This is a genomic window from Methylobacterium isbiliense (assembly GCF_022179325.1).
Classification (GTDB): Bacteria; Pseudomonadota; Alphaproteobacteria; order Rhizobiales; family Beijerinckiaceae; genus Methylobacterium; species Methylobacterium isbiliense.
Map to the genome: position 1 here is coordinate 1 of NZ_BPQQ01000060.1, position 15,151 is coordinate 15,151.

At 73.1% G+C, this 15,151-nt stretch carries 13 protein-coding genes; 4 read left to right on the plus strand and 9 right to left on the minus strand.

The annotated features are described in order from the left end of the window. Positions 1-339: 339 nt before the first annotated feature. The 9 genes from ccoS to MFF61_RS23490 form a co-directional block, all read right to left on the minus strand. A complete protein-coding gene (gene ccoS, locus MFF61_RS23450) occupies positions 340-477 on the minus strand; it encodes a cbb3-type cytochrome oxidase assembly protein CcoS (RefSeq protein ID WP_238239786.1) in 138 nt (45 codons plus the stop codon). After that, entirely contained in the window at positions 474-2,801 is a 2,328-nt protein-coding gene (locus tag MFF61_RS23455; RefSeq protein ID WP_238239788.1) for a heavy metal translocating P-type ATPase, read from the minus strand. Before MFF61_RS23455 ends, ccoS begins: the two co-directional genes overlap by 4 nt. Before the next feature lie 13 nt (positions 2,802-2,814). Beyond that, on the minus strand, positions 2,815-3,327 hold the full coding sequence (locus MFF61_RS23460; protein ID WP_238239790.1) for a FixH family protein: 513 nt from the start codon (positions 3,325-3,327) through the stop codon (positions 2,815-2,817). Between the two features lie 2 nt (positions 3,328-3,329). Continuing rightward, positions 3,330-4,841 carry a cytochrome c oxidase accessory protein CcoG gene (ccoG, locus tag MFF61_RS23465; RefSeq protein WP_373324787.1) on the minus strand — a complete coding sequence of 504 codons (1,512 nt, stop codon included), beginning with the start codon at positions 4,839-4,841 and terminating at the stop codon, positions 3,330-3,332. A 196-nt stretch (positions 4,842-5,037) separates the two neighbouring features. Continuing rightward, positions 5,038-5,916 carry a cytochrome-c oxidase, cbb3-type subunit III gene (gene ccoP / locus MFF61_RS23470; protein WP_238239801.1) on the minus strand — a complete coding sequence of 293 codons (879 nt, stop codon included), beginning with the start codon at positions 5,914-5,916 and terminating at the stop codon, positions 5,038-5,040. 5 nt (positions 5,917-5,921) lie between these two features. Continuing rightward, on the minus strand, positions 5,922-6,071 hold the full coding sequence (locus MFF61_RS23475; protein ID WP_238239805.1) for a cbb3-type cytochrome c oxidase subunit 3: 150 nt from the start codon (positions 6,069-6,071) through the stop codon (positions 5,922-5,924). A gap of 5 nt (positions 6,072-6,076) precedes the next feature. Continuing rightward, entirely contained in the window at positions 6,077-6,823 is a 747-nt protein-coding gene (gene ccoO, locus MFF61_RS23480) for a cytochrome-c oxidase, cbb3-type subunit II (RefSeq protein WP_238239807.1), read from the minus strand. 93 nt (positions 6,824-6,916) lie between these two features. Next, positions 6,917-8,572: a cytochrome-c oxidase, cbb3-type subunit I gene (gene ccoN / locus MFF61_RS23485; RefSeq protein ID WP_238239811.1), complete on the minus strand. Its 1,656-nt coding sequence runs from the start codon at positions 8,570-8,572 to the stop codon at positions 6,917-6,919. 241 nt (positions 8,573-8,813) lie between these two features. Beyond that, the gene (locus tag MFF61_RS23490; protein ID WP_238239813.1) at positions 8,814-9,326 is read right to left on the minus strand and encodes a MarR family winged helix-turn-helix transcriptional regulator; all 513 of its coding nucleotides are present in this window, start codon (positions 9,324-9,326) and stop codon (positions 8,814-8,816) included. A 124-nt stretch (positions 9,327-9,450) separates the two neighbouring features. On the opposite strand from MFF61_RS23490, the gene MFF61_RS23495 reads away from it, so the two are divergent. The 4 genes from MFF61_RS23495 to MFF61_RS23510 are packed head-to-tail and all read left to right on the plus strand — an operon-like array spanning position 9,451 to position 15,144. Then, on the plus strand, positions 9,451-10,725 hold the full coding sequence (locus MFF61_RS23495) for an amidohydrolase/deacetylase family metallohydrolase (RefSeq protein WP_238239816.1): 1,275 nt from the start codon (positions 9,451-9,453) through the stop codon (positions 10,723-10,725). An 8-nt stretch (positions 10,726-10,733) separates the two neighbouring features. Continuing rightward, positions 10,734-13,088, plus strand: a complete 2,355-nt coding sequence (locus tag MFF61_RS23500; RefSeq protein ID WP_238239828.1) for a xanthine dehydrogenase family protein molybdopterin-binding subunit — start codon at positions 10,734-10,736, stop codon at positions 13,086-13,088. Continuing rightward, on the plus strand, positions 13,085-13,951 hold the full coding sequence (locus tag MFF61_RS23505) for an FAD binding domain-containing protein (RefSeq protein WP_238239831.1): 867 nt from the start codon (positions 13,085-13,087) through the stop codon (positions 13,949-13,951). Before MFF61_RS23500 ends, MFF61_RS23505 begins: the two co-directional genes overlap by 4 nt. Further along, on the plus strand, positions 13,948-15,144 hold the full coding sequence (locus MFF61_RS23510; protein ID WP_238239833.1) for a xanthine dehydrogenase family Fe-S subunit: 1,197 nt from the start codon (positions 13,948-13,950) through the stop codon (positions 15,142-15,144). The genes MFF61_RS23505 and MFF61_RS23510 overlap by 4 nt, the downstream gene beginning before the upstream one ends. Positions 15,145-15,151: the final 7 nt, after the last annotated feature.

Sequence of the window (15,151 nt, forward strand, 5' to 3'; positions counted from 1 at the left end):
GCGTTGGCTTGCCAACGCAAGTCTGCTTAGAGCACGTCACGATCGCGGTGCAATCGCGAAGCTCTCTAGGTCTTTGATTTTGCCGCATTTTCTTCGACGAACCGGTATCCGCTTCGTCGGAAGATGCTCTAGCGGGGGCAAGGACTCAAGCAGACGATACCGATCGAGAGACTGATCCCGGGTCGCTGCGCTACCCCATGCTGACGCGGGAACCCCTCCCCCACTCGGGAGGCGGGATTCCCGCGCCTTGACCGGAATGCCTCGGACGTCGCCGAGGGAGCGGGATCCTCCACGTGGCGGCACAGGGCGGGCACCGCCCGGCCCGCCGGGCCGAGGCGGTCACTCGTCGTGGAGCACGCGGTACTCGGCGCCCTCGATGTCGTCGTACTGGCCGCTCCTGAGCGCCCACAGGAAGGCGAAGAGCCCGAGCGTGCCGAGCGCGAGGGCGATCGGGATGACGAGGAGCAGGACGTTCACGGGCGGCCTCCGGCGGCGGCGGGCGCGCGGATCGCGGCCGTCCGGGCCGGCGCCGCGGCGGCCGGACGCAGCGTCGACGGGGTGCGGCGGGCGCGCAGGGCGTTCAGCGTGACGACGACCGACGAGCCGGACATCGCCAGGGCGGCGATCAGCGGCGTCAGCAGGCCCGCGGCCGCGAGCGGCACCGCGGCGGCGTTGTAGGCCGCCGAGAACCACAGGTTCTGCAGCATCAGGCGCCGCGCCCGCCGGCCGGCCGCGAGCACGCAGAGCACGGGCGCGAGGCTGCGGCCCAGGAACAGGGCGTCGGCGGCCGCCTGGCTGACATGCGCGGCGGTGACGGGCGACAGGGAGGCGTGGGCCGCCGCGAGCGCAGGCGCGTCGTTGAGGCCGTCGCCCACCATCAGCACGCGCCGGCCCGCGCGCTGCAGGGCCTCGATGCGGGCGATCTTGTCCGGCGGGGTCAGCCCGGCCTCCCACTCCGTCACCCCGAGCCGGCGGGCGACCGCCTCGACCGCGGACGGCCGGTCCCCGGACAGGACGAGCACGCGAAGGCCCGCCTCCCGCAGGGCGCCGACGACCGCGTCGGCATCCGGGCGCAGCTCCTGGCGCACAGGCAGGGCGACCGGCGCCTCGCGGCCCGCCCGGAAGCAGATCACCGAGGCGTCCGGATGGGCCGCCAGCGTCGCGGCGGCCTCGGCCTCGGCCTCGCAGAAGCCGGGCGAGCCGAGGCGCAGCGCGACGCCGTCGACGACGGCGCGCACGCCGAGCCCGGCCGCCTCCTGCGCGCCGGGGAACGGGCCGGCGCCCTCCCCGGCGCGCTGGAGCGCCGCCGCCATCGGGTGCCGGCTCGACAGGGCGAGCCGGGCCGCCCGGGCGAGGACCTGCGGGTCGTGCGGCCCCTCCGCCAGCGTCGGCATCGGCAGGGTCAGGGTGCCGGTCTTGTCGAACACCACCGTGTCGATCCCGGCGAAGCGTTCGAGGGCGGTGCCGTCGTGCAGGAGCACGCCGTCCCGGAAGAGGGCGCCCGCCGCCGCCACCTGCACGGCCGGGATGGCGAGGCCGAGGGCGCACGGGCAGGTGATGATCAGGACCGCGACGGCGTTCAGCAGCGCCGCGTGCCAGCCGCCTCCCGCCACGAGCCATCCGGCCAGGGTGAGGAGGGCCGCCGCGTGGACGAGCGGCACGTAGAGGCGCGTGGCCGTGTCGGCGAGGACGAGGGCGCGCGAGCGGGCGTCGAAGGCGCGCCGCATCAGGCCCTCGACCTCGTCGAGCAGGCTCGCGCCCGCAGCGGCCGTCACCCGGACCGTGAGGGCGCCGTTGCCGTTGAGCGCGCCCGCGAAGATCGCGTCGCCGCCGCGCACGGGGACGGATCCGGTCTCGCCGGTGACGAGGCTCTGGTCGAGGTCGGAGGCGCCGTGCTCGACGCGGCCGTCGGCCGGCACGCGCTCGCCCGGCCGCACGAGGATCCGGGCGCCCGGCCGCAGCTCCGCGAGCGGCACGTCGCGCAAGCCGCCCTCCTCGACGAGGGTCGCGCTCGCGCTGCGCAGGGCCGCGATGTTCTCCGCACAGGCGCGCGTGCGCCGGCGCATGGCCTGATCGAGCACCCGCCCGATCAGCAGGAAGAACAGCAGCATCAGGGCGCCGTCGAAATAGGCGTGCGCGGCTCCCGCCAGCGTCTCGGCCACCGACATCGCCAGGGTGAGGACGAGGCCGAGGGTGATCGGGAAATCCATCGTCACGCGGCCGGCCCGCAGGCCGCGGATCGCGCCCTCGTAGAACGGCCGTCCCGCATAGGCCGCTGCCGGCAGGGCGACCAGCGCCTGGATCCAGTGGAAGAGGTCCCGGTTCTCGGGCGTCATGTCCGAGACGTTGCCGGCCCAGACCGAGACGGCGAGCAGCATCACGTTCATCGACGCGAAGCCCGCGACCGCGAGCGCCCGGATCAGGCGCTCGGTCTCGGCGGCCTCCGCCGTCGCGAGCCGGCCGGGATCGAAGGGCTGGGCTCTGTAGCCGAGCGCCTCCAGCGCCTCCAGCACGGCGCCGATCGCGGGCTCGGCCGTGGGTTCCCAGGTCACGGCGAGGCGCCGATCGGAAAAGTTCAGGCGCGCCGCGGCGATGCCCGGCAGCCCCGCGAGCCCCCGCTCGATGACGCTCATGCAGCCCGCGCAGCGCACCCCCTCGACCGCGAAGGCGGCCCGCGCCGATCCGTCGGGCGCGCGCGACAGGAAGGCGGAATAGTCGCGGGCGAGCGAGGGCGTGGTGTTCGCCTCGCTCCACCCTGCATGGGCTTCGACGTAGGCGAGGGCCATGTCGGTGCAGCACATCGGAAGCCTTGCCTCAGTTCAGGACCAGCCGGGCCTTGCGCCGGAAGGCGACGGCGCCGTCCTCGCGTACCTCGACGACGAGATCCCACTGGCCGCCCGCCACGGCGCCGACCCGCCCCGCATAGGTGCCGGGGCCGGCGTCGGCGAGCGCCACGCTCAGATCCGCCCGCTTGTCCGTGGGCCGTTCGAGCCGGGCCAGCACGGTCCGGCCGTCGAGGGGGGTGCCGTCGCGGTCCCGCAGCGTCACCGAGAGCGCGACGCCGGCCCGGCCCTCGCGCCGCACCGCGCTCTCCAGGGTCCAGCCGCGGTCGTCCTGCGCCCGGGCCGCGTGCAACGCCGCGTTGTAGCGCTGGCTCGCCCGGTAGGGCGACGGCTCCTCCAGTCCGGTCCACGTCCGCACGGCCGAGGTGACCAGGATCGCGTCGGCGCTCGCGATGGTGCCAAAGAAGACCGCGAACAGCGCGAAGATCCTGCGCCCGGTGAGGCGCGGGCGGGTCTCGGATGCGGGCGGCAACGGGGTGCGCATGGTCAGGGTGCCTTGAAGTGATCCCGGGTCCCGGCGGTCTCGTCGGAGGCCGGATCGGTGATCCGGAAGGAGAGCGGGGTCGTGGGCGCGAGGCGCGCCGCCCGCGGCGCGAAGACGAGGACGCGGAATTCCTGGGTCGCGTCCGCGGGAACCGCCAGCGCCTCCGGCGTTCCACCGACGACCTCGACGCGCGCCTCGGGCAGGCCCTCGACGGCGAGCGCGAAACGGCGCGCCACCGGCCGCTTGTTGACGATGCGCAGGGTGAAGCCGTTGCGGATGGAGCCGTCCGACAGCGGGACGAATTGCGGGTTGCGATCGTGCAGCACGCTGAGGCCCGTGAGGCTGCGCGTGGCGAGGCTGGTGAGCATGAACCCGCCGACCCCGGCGACGAGCAGGCCGTACAGGATCGTCCGCGGCCGCAGCATCCGGCTGACCGGCCCCCTGCCCTCCGCCCGGCTCCGGCAATTCGCCTCGGTGTCGTAGCCGATCAGGCCGGTGGGCCGGCCGAGCCGCGTCATCACCGTGTCGCAGGCATCGGCGCAGAGGCCGCACTGGATGCAGTCCAGCTGCAGGCCGTCGCGGATGTCGATGCCGGCCGGGCAGGCGGTGACGCAGGCGAAGCAATCCACGCAGTCGCCGGCCGGCTGGCCCGCGGCCCGGAGCGCCGCGGCCTTCTTCACCGCGGTCCGGGGCTCGCCGCGGTCGCGGCGGTAGAGGATGTTGAGCGAGTGCGCGTCGGTGAGCGAGCCCTGGATGCGCGGCCAGGGGCACATGTAGGTGCAGACCTGCTCGCGCATGTGGCCCGCGAGCGTGTAGGTGGTCGCGGTCAGGATCAGGATCGCCGCATAGGCGACCGGCGGCGCCCGGAAGGTCGCGAGCTGCCCGACCAGGGTCGGCGCATCCGCGAAGTAGAGCACCCAGGCGCCCCCGGTCCACCACGCGATCACGAGCCAGACCGCGTGCTTCGCGCCCCGCCGCGCCAGCTTCTCGGCCGTCCAGGGGGCGGCGTCGCGCTTGAGCCGCGCGCGCCGGTCGCCCTCGATCAGCCGCTCGACGGCCATGAACAGGTCGGTCCAGACCGTCTGCGGGCAGACGTAGCCGCACCAGACGCGGCCCGCGACCGCGTTCATCAGGAAGAGGACGAAGGCCGCCAGGATCAGCAGGCCCATGACGTAGGTCACGTCCTGCGGCCACAGCTCGATGGCGAAGGCGTAGAACCGGCCCCGGTCGAGATCGAGCAGCACGGCCTGGGACGGCGCGCCCGGACCGCGATCCCAGCGCAGGAACGGCACGAGGTAGTAGATGCCGAGCGTGACCGCGAGCAGGACCCACTTGATGGTCCGGAAGGTGCCCCGGACCGCCTCGGGATGGATCTTGGTCCGCGCCGCGTAGAGCGATCCGCTCACGGCCGGGATGGCCGCCCGCGTCGCCCGGAGGCCGAACGTCTTGGTGCGGCCGGGACCGGCCGCCATGGGTGCGGCGACGGCGGGCTGGGTGGGTTCGGCGAGCGGCATGGAGGCGGTATTCCGTCCGGCGAGGGAGCCGGCGTCGCTGTCGTTACGGGGAGCGGGCGAGCACCGCTTTGATTCTGCTCAAGCCGAGCATGACCTCTGAAGCCAAGCATGACCTGCAGACCCCGCGAGGCCGGTGCCGCCCGCCGGGCCCGAGCCGGCCCGGCGGGTCGCAGGAGATGCGGCAGGAGCGGTTCGGCTACCGGCCGCCGCCGAGCCCGTGCACGTAGACGGCCAGCGACTTGATGGTGGCGGGGTCGAGCCGGCCCTCCCAGGCGGGCATCACGCCCTTGCGCCCGTGCGAGATCGTGGCGACCACCTGCTCGGGCGACGCGCCGTAGAGCGAGATCGCGTCGGCGAGGTTCGGCGCGCCCATCTCGGGATTGCCCGTCCCGGTCTCGCCGTGGCAGCCGGCGCAGGTGCCGGCAAAGACCTCGCGGCCCGCGTCGAGCGTCGCCGCGGGGGTGCCCGGCCGGCCCGACAGGGACAGCACGTAGCCCGCCACCGCCTGGATCTGCGCGCGCGTCAGCAGGCCGTCGCGCCCGAAGGCCGGCATGTCGCCGAGATGCGTCTCGCCGTGGCCGGAGCGCGCACCGGTCCGGATGGTGCGCTCGATCGCCTCCGGCGTGCCGCCCCAGAGCCAGTCGTCGTCCTGCAGGTTCGGGTAGCCCGTCGCCCCGGTGGCCGAACCGCCGTGGCAGCCGGCGCAATTGTCGCCGAACGCCGCCTTGCCGGTGGCGAGCGCGAGGCGCAGCAGGGCCGGGTCAGCCCGGATTGCGTCGAGGGAGGCGCTGGCGAGCTGCGCTTGGCCGCGCGCATCGCGGTCCCTGCGCACCGCCTCGACCTCGCCCAGCACGGCCTCGCGCTGCGAATAGCCGAGCAGGCCGCCGGTGTAGCCGGTCAGCAGCGGCCAAGCCGGATAGGCGATCCAGTAGGCGAACGCCCAGGCAATGGTCGCGTAGAGGGTGATGAGCCACCAGCGCGGCAGCGGGTTGTTGTACTCGGCGATGCCGTCCCACTCGTGCCCGGTCGTCTCCGGTCCGGTGGGCGGCGTGCCGGCTTGGGGCGTGTCGGTCACGGCTCTCAGTCCTCGGTCAGGGGGAGATGGGCGGCCGCCTCGAACCGGGCCCGGTTGCGCGGCCAGAACGCGTAGACGCAGACGCCGACGAAGATGCCCGCGAAGTACAGGAGGCCGCTGGTCTGCGCGAAGGCGGCCGCATTCTCGTAGGTCATGGCGATCACCGGAGGTTCTTCTTGTCTTCGTAGATCTTGAAGTCGACCATGGTGCCGAGCACCTGAAGGTAGGCGATCAGCGCATCGATCTCCGTGGCCCGGGTCCTGCCGCCGCCGAAGTCGCGGATGGTGGCGCCGGGGTAGCGGCGCTGCAGGCCGGCGGCGCCCGGTCCGTCCGGATCGCGCTGCGCCGTCAGGTCGGCCTGGGCCTGCGCGATCATCTCGTCGCTGTAGGGCACGCCGACCGCGCGGTTGGCCTTGAGATCCTCGGCGATGGCCTCGGTGTCGAGGGGGCGGTCGAGGAAGGCGTAAGCCGGCATGATCGAGGCCGGCACCACCGCGCGCGGCTCGATCAGGTGCTCGCGGTGCCACTGGTCCGAATACTTGCCGCCGACCCGGGCGAGGTCCGGGCCGGTGCGCTTCGAGCCCCACTGGAAGGGGTGGTCGTACATGCTTTCGGCCGCGAGCGAGAAGTGGCCGTAGCGCTCGATCTCATCGCGCATCGGCCGAACCATCTGGCTGTGGCAGAGGTAGCAGCCCTCGCGGATGTAGATGTTGCGCCCGGCCAGCTCCAGGGGCGTGTAGGGACGCACGCCCTCGACGGTCTCGACGGTGCTCTTCAGGTAGAACAGCGGCGCGATCTCGACGAGGCCGCCGATGGACACGACGATGAGCGCGCCGATGAGCAGGATGATGGAGTTCTTCTCGAAGATCTCGTGCCTCTTCCAGAGGCCGGGCTGGGCGGTGGCCATCGGACGTCTTCCGTGTTGCGGGAGGGATGGGCGGACCGCCCGGGGCGGTCCGGGGGCCGCCCGGAGGCGGCCGCTCTGCGGCCGATCGGCCGGTCACTCGGCCGGAGCGAGGCCGACGCTCCCGGACAGGGCCTCGCGCTCGGCCGTCCGGCCCGCGACCGTCATGGCGAGGTTGTAGGCCATGATCAGCGCGCCGATCAGGAACAGGACCCCGCCGAGCGCCCGCACGAGGTAGTAGGGCTGCATCGCCTCGACCGTCTCGACGAAGGAGTATTCGAGGAAGCCGAGCGCGTTGTAGGCGCGCCACATCAGGCCCTGCATGATGCCGGCCACCCACATCGAGGTGATGTACAGGACGATGCCGAGGGTCGAGATCCAGAAGTGCCACTCGACGAGCTTCAGCGAGTAGACCTCGCGCCGGTTCCACAGCCACGGCACGAGGCAGTACAGCGCGCCGAAGGAGATATAGGCGACCCAGCCGAGCGCCCCCGAATGCACGTGGCCGATGGTCCAGTCCGTGTAGTGCGAGAGGGCGTTGACGGCCTTGATGGACATCATCGGCCCCTCGAAGGTGGCCATGCCGTAGAAGGCGAGCGACACCACCATGAAGCGCAGGACCGGATCGGTGCGCAGCTTGTCCCAGGCCCCCGACAGGGTCATGAGGCCGTTGATCATGCCGCCCCAGGAGGGCATCCACAGCATGATCGAGAAGGTCATGCCCAGCGTCTGCGCCCAGTCGGGCAGCGCGGTGTAGTGCAGATGGTGCGGGCCGGCCCAGATATACATGAAGACCAGGGCCCAGAAATGGATGATCGAGAGCCGGTATGAGTAGATCGGCCGCTCCGCGCGCTTCGGCACGAAGTAGTACATGATCGCCAGGAAGCCGGCGGTGAGGAAGAAGCCGACCGCGTTGTGGCCGTACCACCACTGGATCAGCGCGTCCTGCACGCCCGCGAAGACCGGATAGGACTTCGAGCCGAGCCAGGACACCGGCACCGCGAGGTTGTTGACGCTATGCAGCATCGCGATGGTCACGATGAAGGCGAGGTAGAACCAGTTCGCGACGAAGATGTGCGGTTCTTTGCGCTTCCAGAGCGTCGCCAGGAAGACCAGCAGGTAGACGACCCAGACGATCGTCAGCCAGAGGTCGGCGTACCATTCGGGCTCGGCGTATTCCTTCGACTGGGTCACGCCCATCAGGTAGCCGGTGCCGGCGATGACGATGAACAGGTTGTAGCCGAGCACCACGAACCAGGGCGCGAGGTCGCCTGCGAGCCGCGCCCGGCAGGTGCGCTGCACCACGTAGAGCGAGGTGCCGATCAGCACGTTGCCGCCGAAGGCGAAGATCACCGCCGAGGTGTGCAGCGGCCGCAGACGCCCGAAGCTTGCATACTCGATGCCGAGATTGAGCGACGGCGCCCAGAGCTGAAAGGCGATGATGCAGCCGACGAGGAAGCCGGCGATGCCCCAGACCATCGCCGCCACGACGGCGAACTTCACCGGCCCGAGATTGTAGTGGGGCTTGCCCGCGATCTCCTGCGGCACCGCGGCAGGGCGCCCCTCGTAGCGCTTGACGAGGGCGGCCAGCCCGGCGAAGCCCGCCAGGGCGAACAGGCCCATATGGATGCTGAACGGCGCATCGACCGCCCGGGCGGAGGCGAGCGCGCAGAGGAACGCGCCGACGAGCAGGGAGAGACCGAGGCCGATCTCCCCTTCGGTCATGTGTTTGGAAACGGATCTGGCGGGCATGGCGCGCTCGATTCACCTTGCGCAGGACAGGTAATGCTGCGCTTACGGGGCGAACCGGGGCCGGGCCTTGATGTGAATCAACCCGAGCCAAAGCGGGGAGGAGCGGCGGCCGGTTCGTCGCGGATCCGCCCGGCCCCGGCGGCTCTGCCGGTCGAGGCTCCAATGGCGATGCCGAGGCGGCCTGCGCAACCTCCGGCATCGGGACCGGCCCCGCGCCGCCGGAACCCGAGCGGCTCGCGCCTCAGTCGAGCTCGGCGTGGCCTCGGCGGTGGTCGTGGCCGGTGATCACGCGCCGCAGGAGGCGGATGAGAAGCTCCTGCTCAGAGGCGCTGAGAGCGGCGACCGTCAGGGCGTGGGCCTCCCGGGCCGCACTCTCCATCGCGGCGTGAAGGCGCTCGCCCTCCGGCGTCAGGCGGCAGACCTGGGCGCGCCGGTCCGCCGTCGAGGTCGAGCGGCTGACGAGCCCGCGGGCCGCGAGCCGCTTCAGGGCCCCGGTCGTCGTCGTCCGGTCAAGCGCGACCGCATGGGCGAGCGTCGTCTGGTCGGCCTCTCGAAGATCCCGCAGCATCGACAGCAGGCTGTACTGCAGTGGCGTGATGCGGAATTCGGCACACCGCTCCGAAAACAGGCTGACGTGGATCTGATGCATCCGGCGCGCGAGGAAACCGGGCCGCTCCGCGAGCGGCCAGGCCGCGTTGCTGCCCGCCTCCTCCCCCGTCGGGCCGGGCAGGCCGGCGGCTGAACCCTCCTCCATCCCCTTCTCCATAGAACGCTTCCAGAGCTTGGCACGCCACATGCAGGGCGAGATGCGAAGCATGCTGCGCTTTTTCGCACGAACCGGGCCGGACCGAACCGGCCGCGATCACGAGGTCGAGGGAATGGACAATCGTCGCTACGATCTGCTCCTGCGCGGCGGGCGCGTCATCTGCCCCGCCTCCCGCATCGACGGCATCCGCGACGTGGCGGTGCGCGACGGGCGCATCGCGGCGGTCGAGGAGGCGATCCTGCCCTCCGCCGCCGCCGAGGTGATCGACGTTTCGGGCAAGCTCGTGCTGCCCGGCATGATCGACACCCACGCGCACGTCTACCAGTACGTCACCGGCCGCTTCGGCCTGAACCCCGACATGGTCGGCGTGCGCTCCGGCGTCACCACCGTCGTGGACCAGGGCGGGCCCTCCTGCATGACGCTGCCGGGCTTCCGCCACTTCATCGTGGAGCGATCCGACACGCAGGTTCTGGCCTTCCTGTCGGCCTACCTCGTCGGCGGACTCGAAGGGCATTTCTACCCGAACCTCTACAGCCCGGACGGCGTCGACATCGACGCGACGGTGAAATCGGCGACCGAGAACCGCGACCTCGTGCGCGGCATCAAGGGCCACGCCGAGATCGGCGGCTTCGCCCGCTGGGGCATCAAGGTCATGGAGATGGCCGCCGAGATCAGCCGGCGGGCGGACCTGCCGCTCTACGTGCATTTCGGCCAGCTCTGGGGCCTGCCGGAATCCGGCGCCAACGGCGAGGACGCCAACACCATCATGGAGCGGGTGATCCCGCTCCTGCGCCCCGGCGACGTGCTCGCCCACCCCTTCACCCGCCATCCGGGCGGCTTCATCAACGAGGAGGGCGTGGTCCACCCCATCATCCGCGCGGCGATGGATGCGGGGCTGAAGGTCGATGTCGGCCACGGCAGCCATTTTTCCTACCGCGTCGCCCGCGCCTCGCTGCCGGCCGGCGTGATCCCCTACACGCTCGGCGCCGACATGCACGGCTACAACACCGAGGTGCCGAAGCCCGCCGGCACCCCGGACGAGCACCACGACGACGAGAACCACCCCTTCCTCGGCCAAGCCCGCTTCAGCCTCACCCAGGCGATGAGTTCGATGATGGCCCTCGGCATCCCCCTGGAGGACGTGGTGCCGATGGTGACCTCGCACCCGGCCGAGATGCTCCGGATGAGCGACCGGATCGGCGCCTTGACGGTGGGCTTCGCGGCGGACGTGTCGGTGCTGCACGACGACAGCGGCCGCTTCCTCCTGCGCGACAACGAGGACACGAAGGTGGTGGCCGACCGCCTGCTGCGCCCCGCCTTCTGCCTGCGGGCGGGCAAGCGCTTCGAGGCCGATTCGCCGATCCTGCCCCGCGCGATCGCGGCCTGAGGCGGCCCGTGAGCGCCGAGGGCGTCGGGGCACGCCTGCCCCGCAAGGAGGACGAGCGCCTGATGCGCGGGCGCGGCCAGTTCGTCGGCGACATCCGCCTGCCGGGGATGCGGGACGTCGCCTTCGTGCGCAGCCCGCTTGCCCACGCGTGCATCCGCGGCATCCGCGTGCCGGAAGCCTACCGCGACCGCGTCTTCACGGCGGCCAACCTCGACGGCGTGCAGCCGATCCGCGCGGTCTCGGGGCTCCCCGGCTTCAAGGTCTCCGAGCAGCCGGTGCTCGCGAGCGGCAAGGTGCGGCAGGTCGGCGAACTCGTGGCGATGTGCGTGGGCGAGACCCGCGCCGAGGCCGAGGACGTCGCGGCCTCCGTGGTCCTCGACCTCGAGGAACTGCCGGCCGTCCACGACATGCTGGCGGCGCGGGAGCCCGGCTCCGCCCTCGTCCACGAGCATTGGGGCGACAACGTCTTCCTGGAGACGCTGGTCGACGTCGACATCGCCTCGGCCTTCGACGCGCCGATCAAGGTCAGCCGCACCATCTCGACCGGCCGGCAATGCATGGCGCCGATCGAGGGCCGCGGCACCGTCGTGCAGCTCGACCACCGCCTCGACCAGCTCGTGGTCCACACCGCGAGCCAGATGCCGCACATCGTGCGCAACGGGCTCTCGGAATGCCTCGGCGTCGAGCAGGGCCGCATCCGCATCGTCTCGCCGGATGTCGGCGGCGGCTTCGGCTACAAGGCGATCCTGCTCGCGGAGGACGTGGCCCTGTGCTGGCTCGCCCTGCGCTGCGGCCACCCGGTGCGCTGGCTCGAGGACCGGCGCGAGCACCTCACCGCCAACGCCAATTGCCGCGAGCACCATTACCGCATCACGGCCTATGCGGAGCGCGACGGCACCCTGCGGGGCATCGACTGCGAGGCGGTGGTCGATTCCGGCGCCTACTCGGCCTACCCGTTCTCGGCCTGCCTGGAGGCCGCGCAGGTCGCCAGCATCCTGCCCGGCCCCTACGATTTCCCGGCCTATCGCTGCCGCACGTGGTCGGTGGCAACCAACAAGTGCCCGATCCTCCCCTACCGGGGCGTCGCCCGCACCGGCGTCTGCTTCGCCCTCGAACTGGTGCTCGACGCGGTCGCCCGCGAGGCGGGCCTCGCGCCGGAGGTCGTGCGCGAAAAAAACCTCGTGCGGCCCGCGCAGATGCCGTTCGAGAACATCACGAAGAAGCATTTCGACAGCGGCGACTACCCGCAGGCGCTCGCCCGGGCGCTCGCCGCCATCGACGTCGCGGCGGTGCGCGCCCGCCAGCGCGGCGGCGAGCCGGACGGCCGCCGGATCGGGCTCGGCCTCGCGGTCTATTGCGAGCAGGCGGCCCACGGCACCTCCGTGTATTCCGGCTGGGGCATCCCGATGGTGCCGGGCCACGAGCAGGCGAGCGCCCGCCTCACCCCGGACGGGGGCCTGGAACTGCGGATCGGCGCCCATTCCCACGGCCAGGGCCTGGAGACGACCCTCGCCCAGGTCGCCCACGAGATCCTGGGCGTGCCGGTCGCCCGCACCCGCCTCGTCCACGGCGACACGGCGATGTCGCCCTACTCCACGGGCTCCTGGGGCTCGCGCGTCATGGTGATGGCGGGCGGCGCGGTCGCGGCCGCCTGCGAGACCCTGCGCGCGCGCGCGATCCGGATCGGCGCCCACCTGCTGCAGGCGCGGCCGGAGGAGTGCCGCTTCGAGGCCGGCCACGTGGTGGGGCCCTCGGGGGACGTGCCGCTCGAAGCGATCGCCCGCACGTGGTACCGGCGCCCGCAGGATCTCGCGCCCGACGTCGATCCGGGGGGGCTCGAGGTCACCGCCGGCTACAAGCCCGTGCGCGATTCCGGCACCTTCTCGTACGCCGCCCACGCGGCCGTGGTGGCGGTCGATCCCGACCTCGGGGCGGTGGAGATCCTCGACTACGCCATCGTCGAGGACGGCGGCACGCTGGTGAACCCCCTGGTGGTGGACGGCCAGATCTACGGCGGCCTCGCGCAGGGGGTGGGCACCGCCCTCTACGAGGAGATGCGCTTCGACGCCCGCGGCCAGCCCCTCGCCTCGACGTTCGCCGATTACCTGCTGCCCGGTGCCGCGGAGGTGCCGATGGCGCGCATCGACCACATGGTGACGCCCTCGCCCTACACCCGCTTCGGCCAGAAGGGCATCGGCGAGGGCGGGGCCATCGCGCCCCCGGCGGCGCTCGCCAACGCGATCAACGACGCGCTGGCGGGCCTCGGCGTCGAGATGCTGCGCTCGCCCGTCACCCCGCGGCGGATCGTGGAGGCGGTGTTCGCCGCCCGCGCGGCGCCCGCCCGCGCGAGGGCGGCCGCATGAAGCCCGCCGCCTTCGCCTGGGAGCGCCCGGCCAGCCTCGACGCCCTCCTCGACCGCGTGGCGGATGCGCAGGGCCACGTGAAGCTGATCGCGGGCGGCCAGTCCCTCGGCCCGATGCTCAATCTGCGCCTCGTCGAGCCGGATCTCGTCCTCGACATCACCGGCGTGCCGGATCTCCGGCAGGCCCGCGTCGAGGGCGATGCGCTGGTGCTCGGCGCCTGCGTCACCCACGCCGACATCGAGGACGGGCGCGTGCCCGACCTCACCGGGGGCGCCCTGCAGCGGGTCGCCGCGGCGATCGCCTACCGGCCGGTGCGCAACCGCGGCACGGTCGGCGGCAGCCTCGTCCACGCCGATCCGGCGGCGGATTGGGTGAGCGCGCTGATCGCGCTCGGCGCCGAGGTCGACCTCGCGCGCCGCGGGGAGCGCCGCCGCCTGCCGGTCGAGCGCTTCGTCACCGGGGCCCTCGACGTGGCGCTGCGGCCCGGCGAGATCCTGCTCGGCGTGCGCGTGCCGGCGCGGCCCGCGGCCACGGCCTGGGGCTACGTCAAGCACTGCGCCAAGATCGGCGAGTTCGCGCACGCCATCGGCGCCGTGCGGCTCGATCCCGCCGCCGGCACGGGCCGGGCGGTGATCGGCGCCCTCGAAGGCCCGCCGCTCCTGTTCGCCGATGCCCGCCCGCTCTTCGGCGGGCGCATCGGCCCCGACTTCGCGGCGCGCTTCGACGGGCAGGCCGCCGACGCCGCCCTGCTTTCGGCCGGCCTCGCGGATGCGGTCGCGCGCCACGTCCACGTCACGGTGCTCGCCCGCGCGGTGGCGCAGGCCGCCAAGCCCACTCCCCTGCCGCTCCCGGAGGCCGCATGAGCGCTGGACTGGCGGAATCCGCCACTGGCCGCATGGCCCTGGCGCTGACGGTGAACGGGCGGCTCCACCGGGTCGAGGCGGAGCCGCGCAGCCACCTCGGCGACGTGCTGCGCGAAGGGCTGAACCTCACCGGCACGCATCTCGGCTGCGAGCACGGGGTCTGCGGCGCCTGCACGGTGCTCCTCGACGGGGAGCCGGCGCGCGCCTGCCTCACCTTCGCGGGCGCCTGCGCGGGCGCCGCCGTGACCACGGTCGAGGGGCTCGACGAGGACGAGGTCGCGGCGGAGCTGCGCGCCGCCTTCAACCGCGAGCACGCCCTCCAGTGCGGCTACTGCACCCCCGGCATGCTGGTGGCGGCGCGCGACCTCGTGCTGCGCCTGCCCGAGGCCGACGAGCGGCGGGTGCGCGTCGGCCTCTCGGGCAATCTCTGCCGCTGCACCGGCTATGCCGGCATCGTGCGGGCGGTGACGGGCGTGATCGCGGCGCGGCGCGCCCGCGGCATCGGCCCGGAGGCGGGCGCGGCCCGTCCCCTCGGCCCGGTCGGCGCCCGCCTCGGCGAGGCGGCTGCCGCCTCGCGCCCGCCCGCGACTCCCGCCCGCGCGGCCGCGCCGGCCGCGGTGTCCGACCTCGCCGGGGACTTCGCGCCGGCCCACCGCTTCGCGCAGGCGATCGACCTCGCCCACCCGCCGGAGGCGGTGTTCGCGCTTCTGAACGACATCGAGGCGGTCGCCGCCTGCCTGCCGGGCGCCGTGCTCGCCGGCCGCCCGGAGGCCGACACGGTCGAGGGCGGCCTGCAGGTGCGCATCGGGCCGATCCGCGCGACCTTCCGCGGCCGCGCCCGGATCGCGCGCGACGAGGCAGGCTTGAGCGGGCGGGTGCGCGGGGCCGGCAGCGACGCGGGCGGCCGCTCGGCCACCGAGGGCGAGATCCGCTACCGCGTCTCGCCCGGCCCGGCGCCCGGCACGGCTCGGGTCGACCTCGACGTCGGCTACACGCTCACCGGACCCCTGGCGCAGTTCGGCCGCCCCGGCCTCGTGCGCGACCTCGCCGGCCGCATCGCCGCGGAGTTCGCCCGCACCCTCGACGCCCGCCTGTCCGGGGCCGTCGGCCCGGCGCCCGCCGCCCTCGACCCGTTCCGCCTCGCCCTCGGCCTCCTGCGCGCGCGTCTCGCCGCGTGGCGCGGCCGCGCCTGACCTCACC

What these genes read in the sequence shown, in the direction of transcription:
- MFF61_RS23455 (WP_238239788.1), bottom strand. Translation starts at nt 2,801, where the DNA reads ATGTGCTGCACCGACATGGCCCTCGCCTACGTCGAAGCCCATGCAGGG.
- MFF61_RS23490 (WP_238239813.1), bottom strand. Translation starts at nt 9,326, where the DNA reads ATGGAGGAGGGTTCAGCCGCCGGCCTGCCCGGCCCGACGGGGGAGGAG.
- MFF61_RS23505 (WP_238239831.1), top strand. Translation starts at nt 13,085, where the DNA reads ATGAAGCCCGCCGCCTTCGCCTGGGAGCGCCCGGCCAGCCTCGACGCC.
- ccoO (WP_238239807.1), bottom strand. Translation starts at nt 6,823, where the DNA reads ATGGCCACCGCCCAGCCCGGCCTCTGGAAGAGGCACGAGATCTTCGAG.
- MFF61_RS23475 (WP_238239805.1), bottom strand. Translation starts at nt 6,071, where the DNA reads ATGACCTACGAGAATGCGGCCGCCTTCGCGCAGACCAGCGGCCTCCTG.
- MFF61_RS23510 (WP_238239833.1), top strand. Translation starts at nt 13,948, where the DNA reads ATGAGCGCTGGACTGGCGGAATCCGCCACTGGCCGCATGGCCCTGGCG.
- ccoN (WP_238239811.1), bottom strand. Translation starts at nt 8,572, where the DNA reads ATGCCCGCCAGATCCGTTTCCAAACACATGACCGAAGGGGAGATCGGC.
- MFF61_RS23495 (WP_238239816.1), top strand. Translation starts at nt 9,451, where the DNA reads ATGGACAATCGTCGCTACGATCTGCTCCTGCGCGGCGGGCGCGTCATC.
- MFF61_RS23460 (WP_238239790.1), bottom strand. Translation starts at nt 3,327, where the DNA reads ATGCGCACCCCGTTGCCGCCCGCATCCGAGACCCGCCCGCGCCTCACC.
- ccoG (WP_373324787.1), bottom strand. Translation starts at nt 4,841, where the DNA reads ATGCCGCTCGCCGAACCCACCCAGCCCGCCGTCGCCGCACCCATGGCG.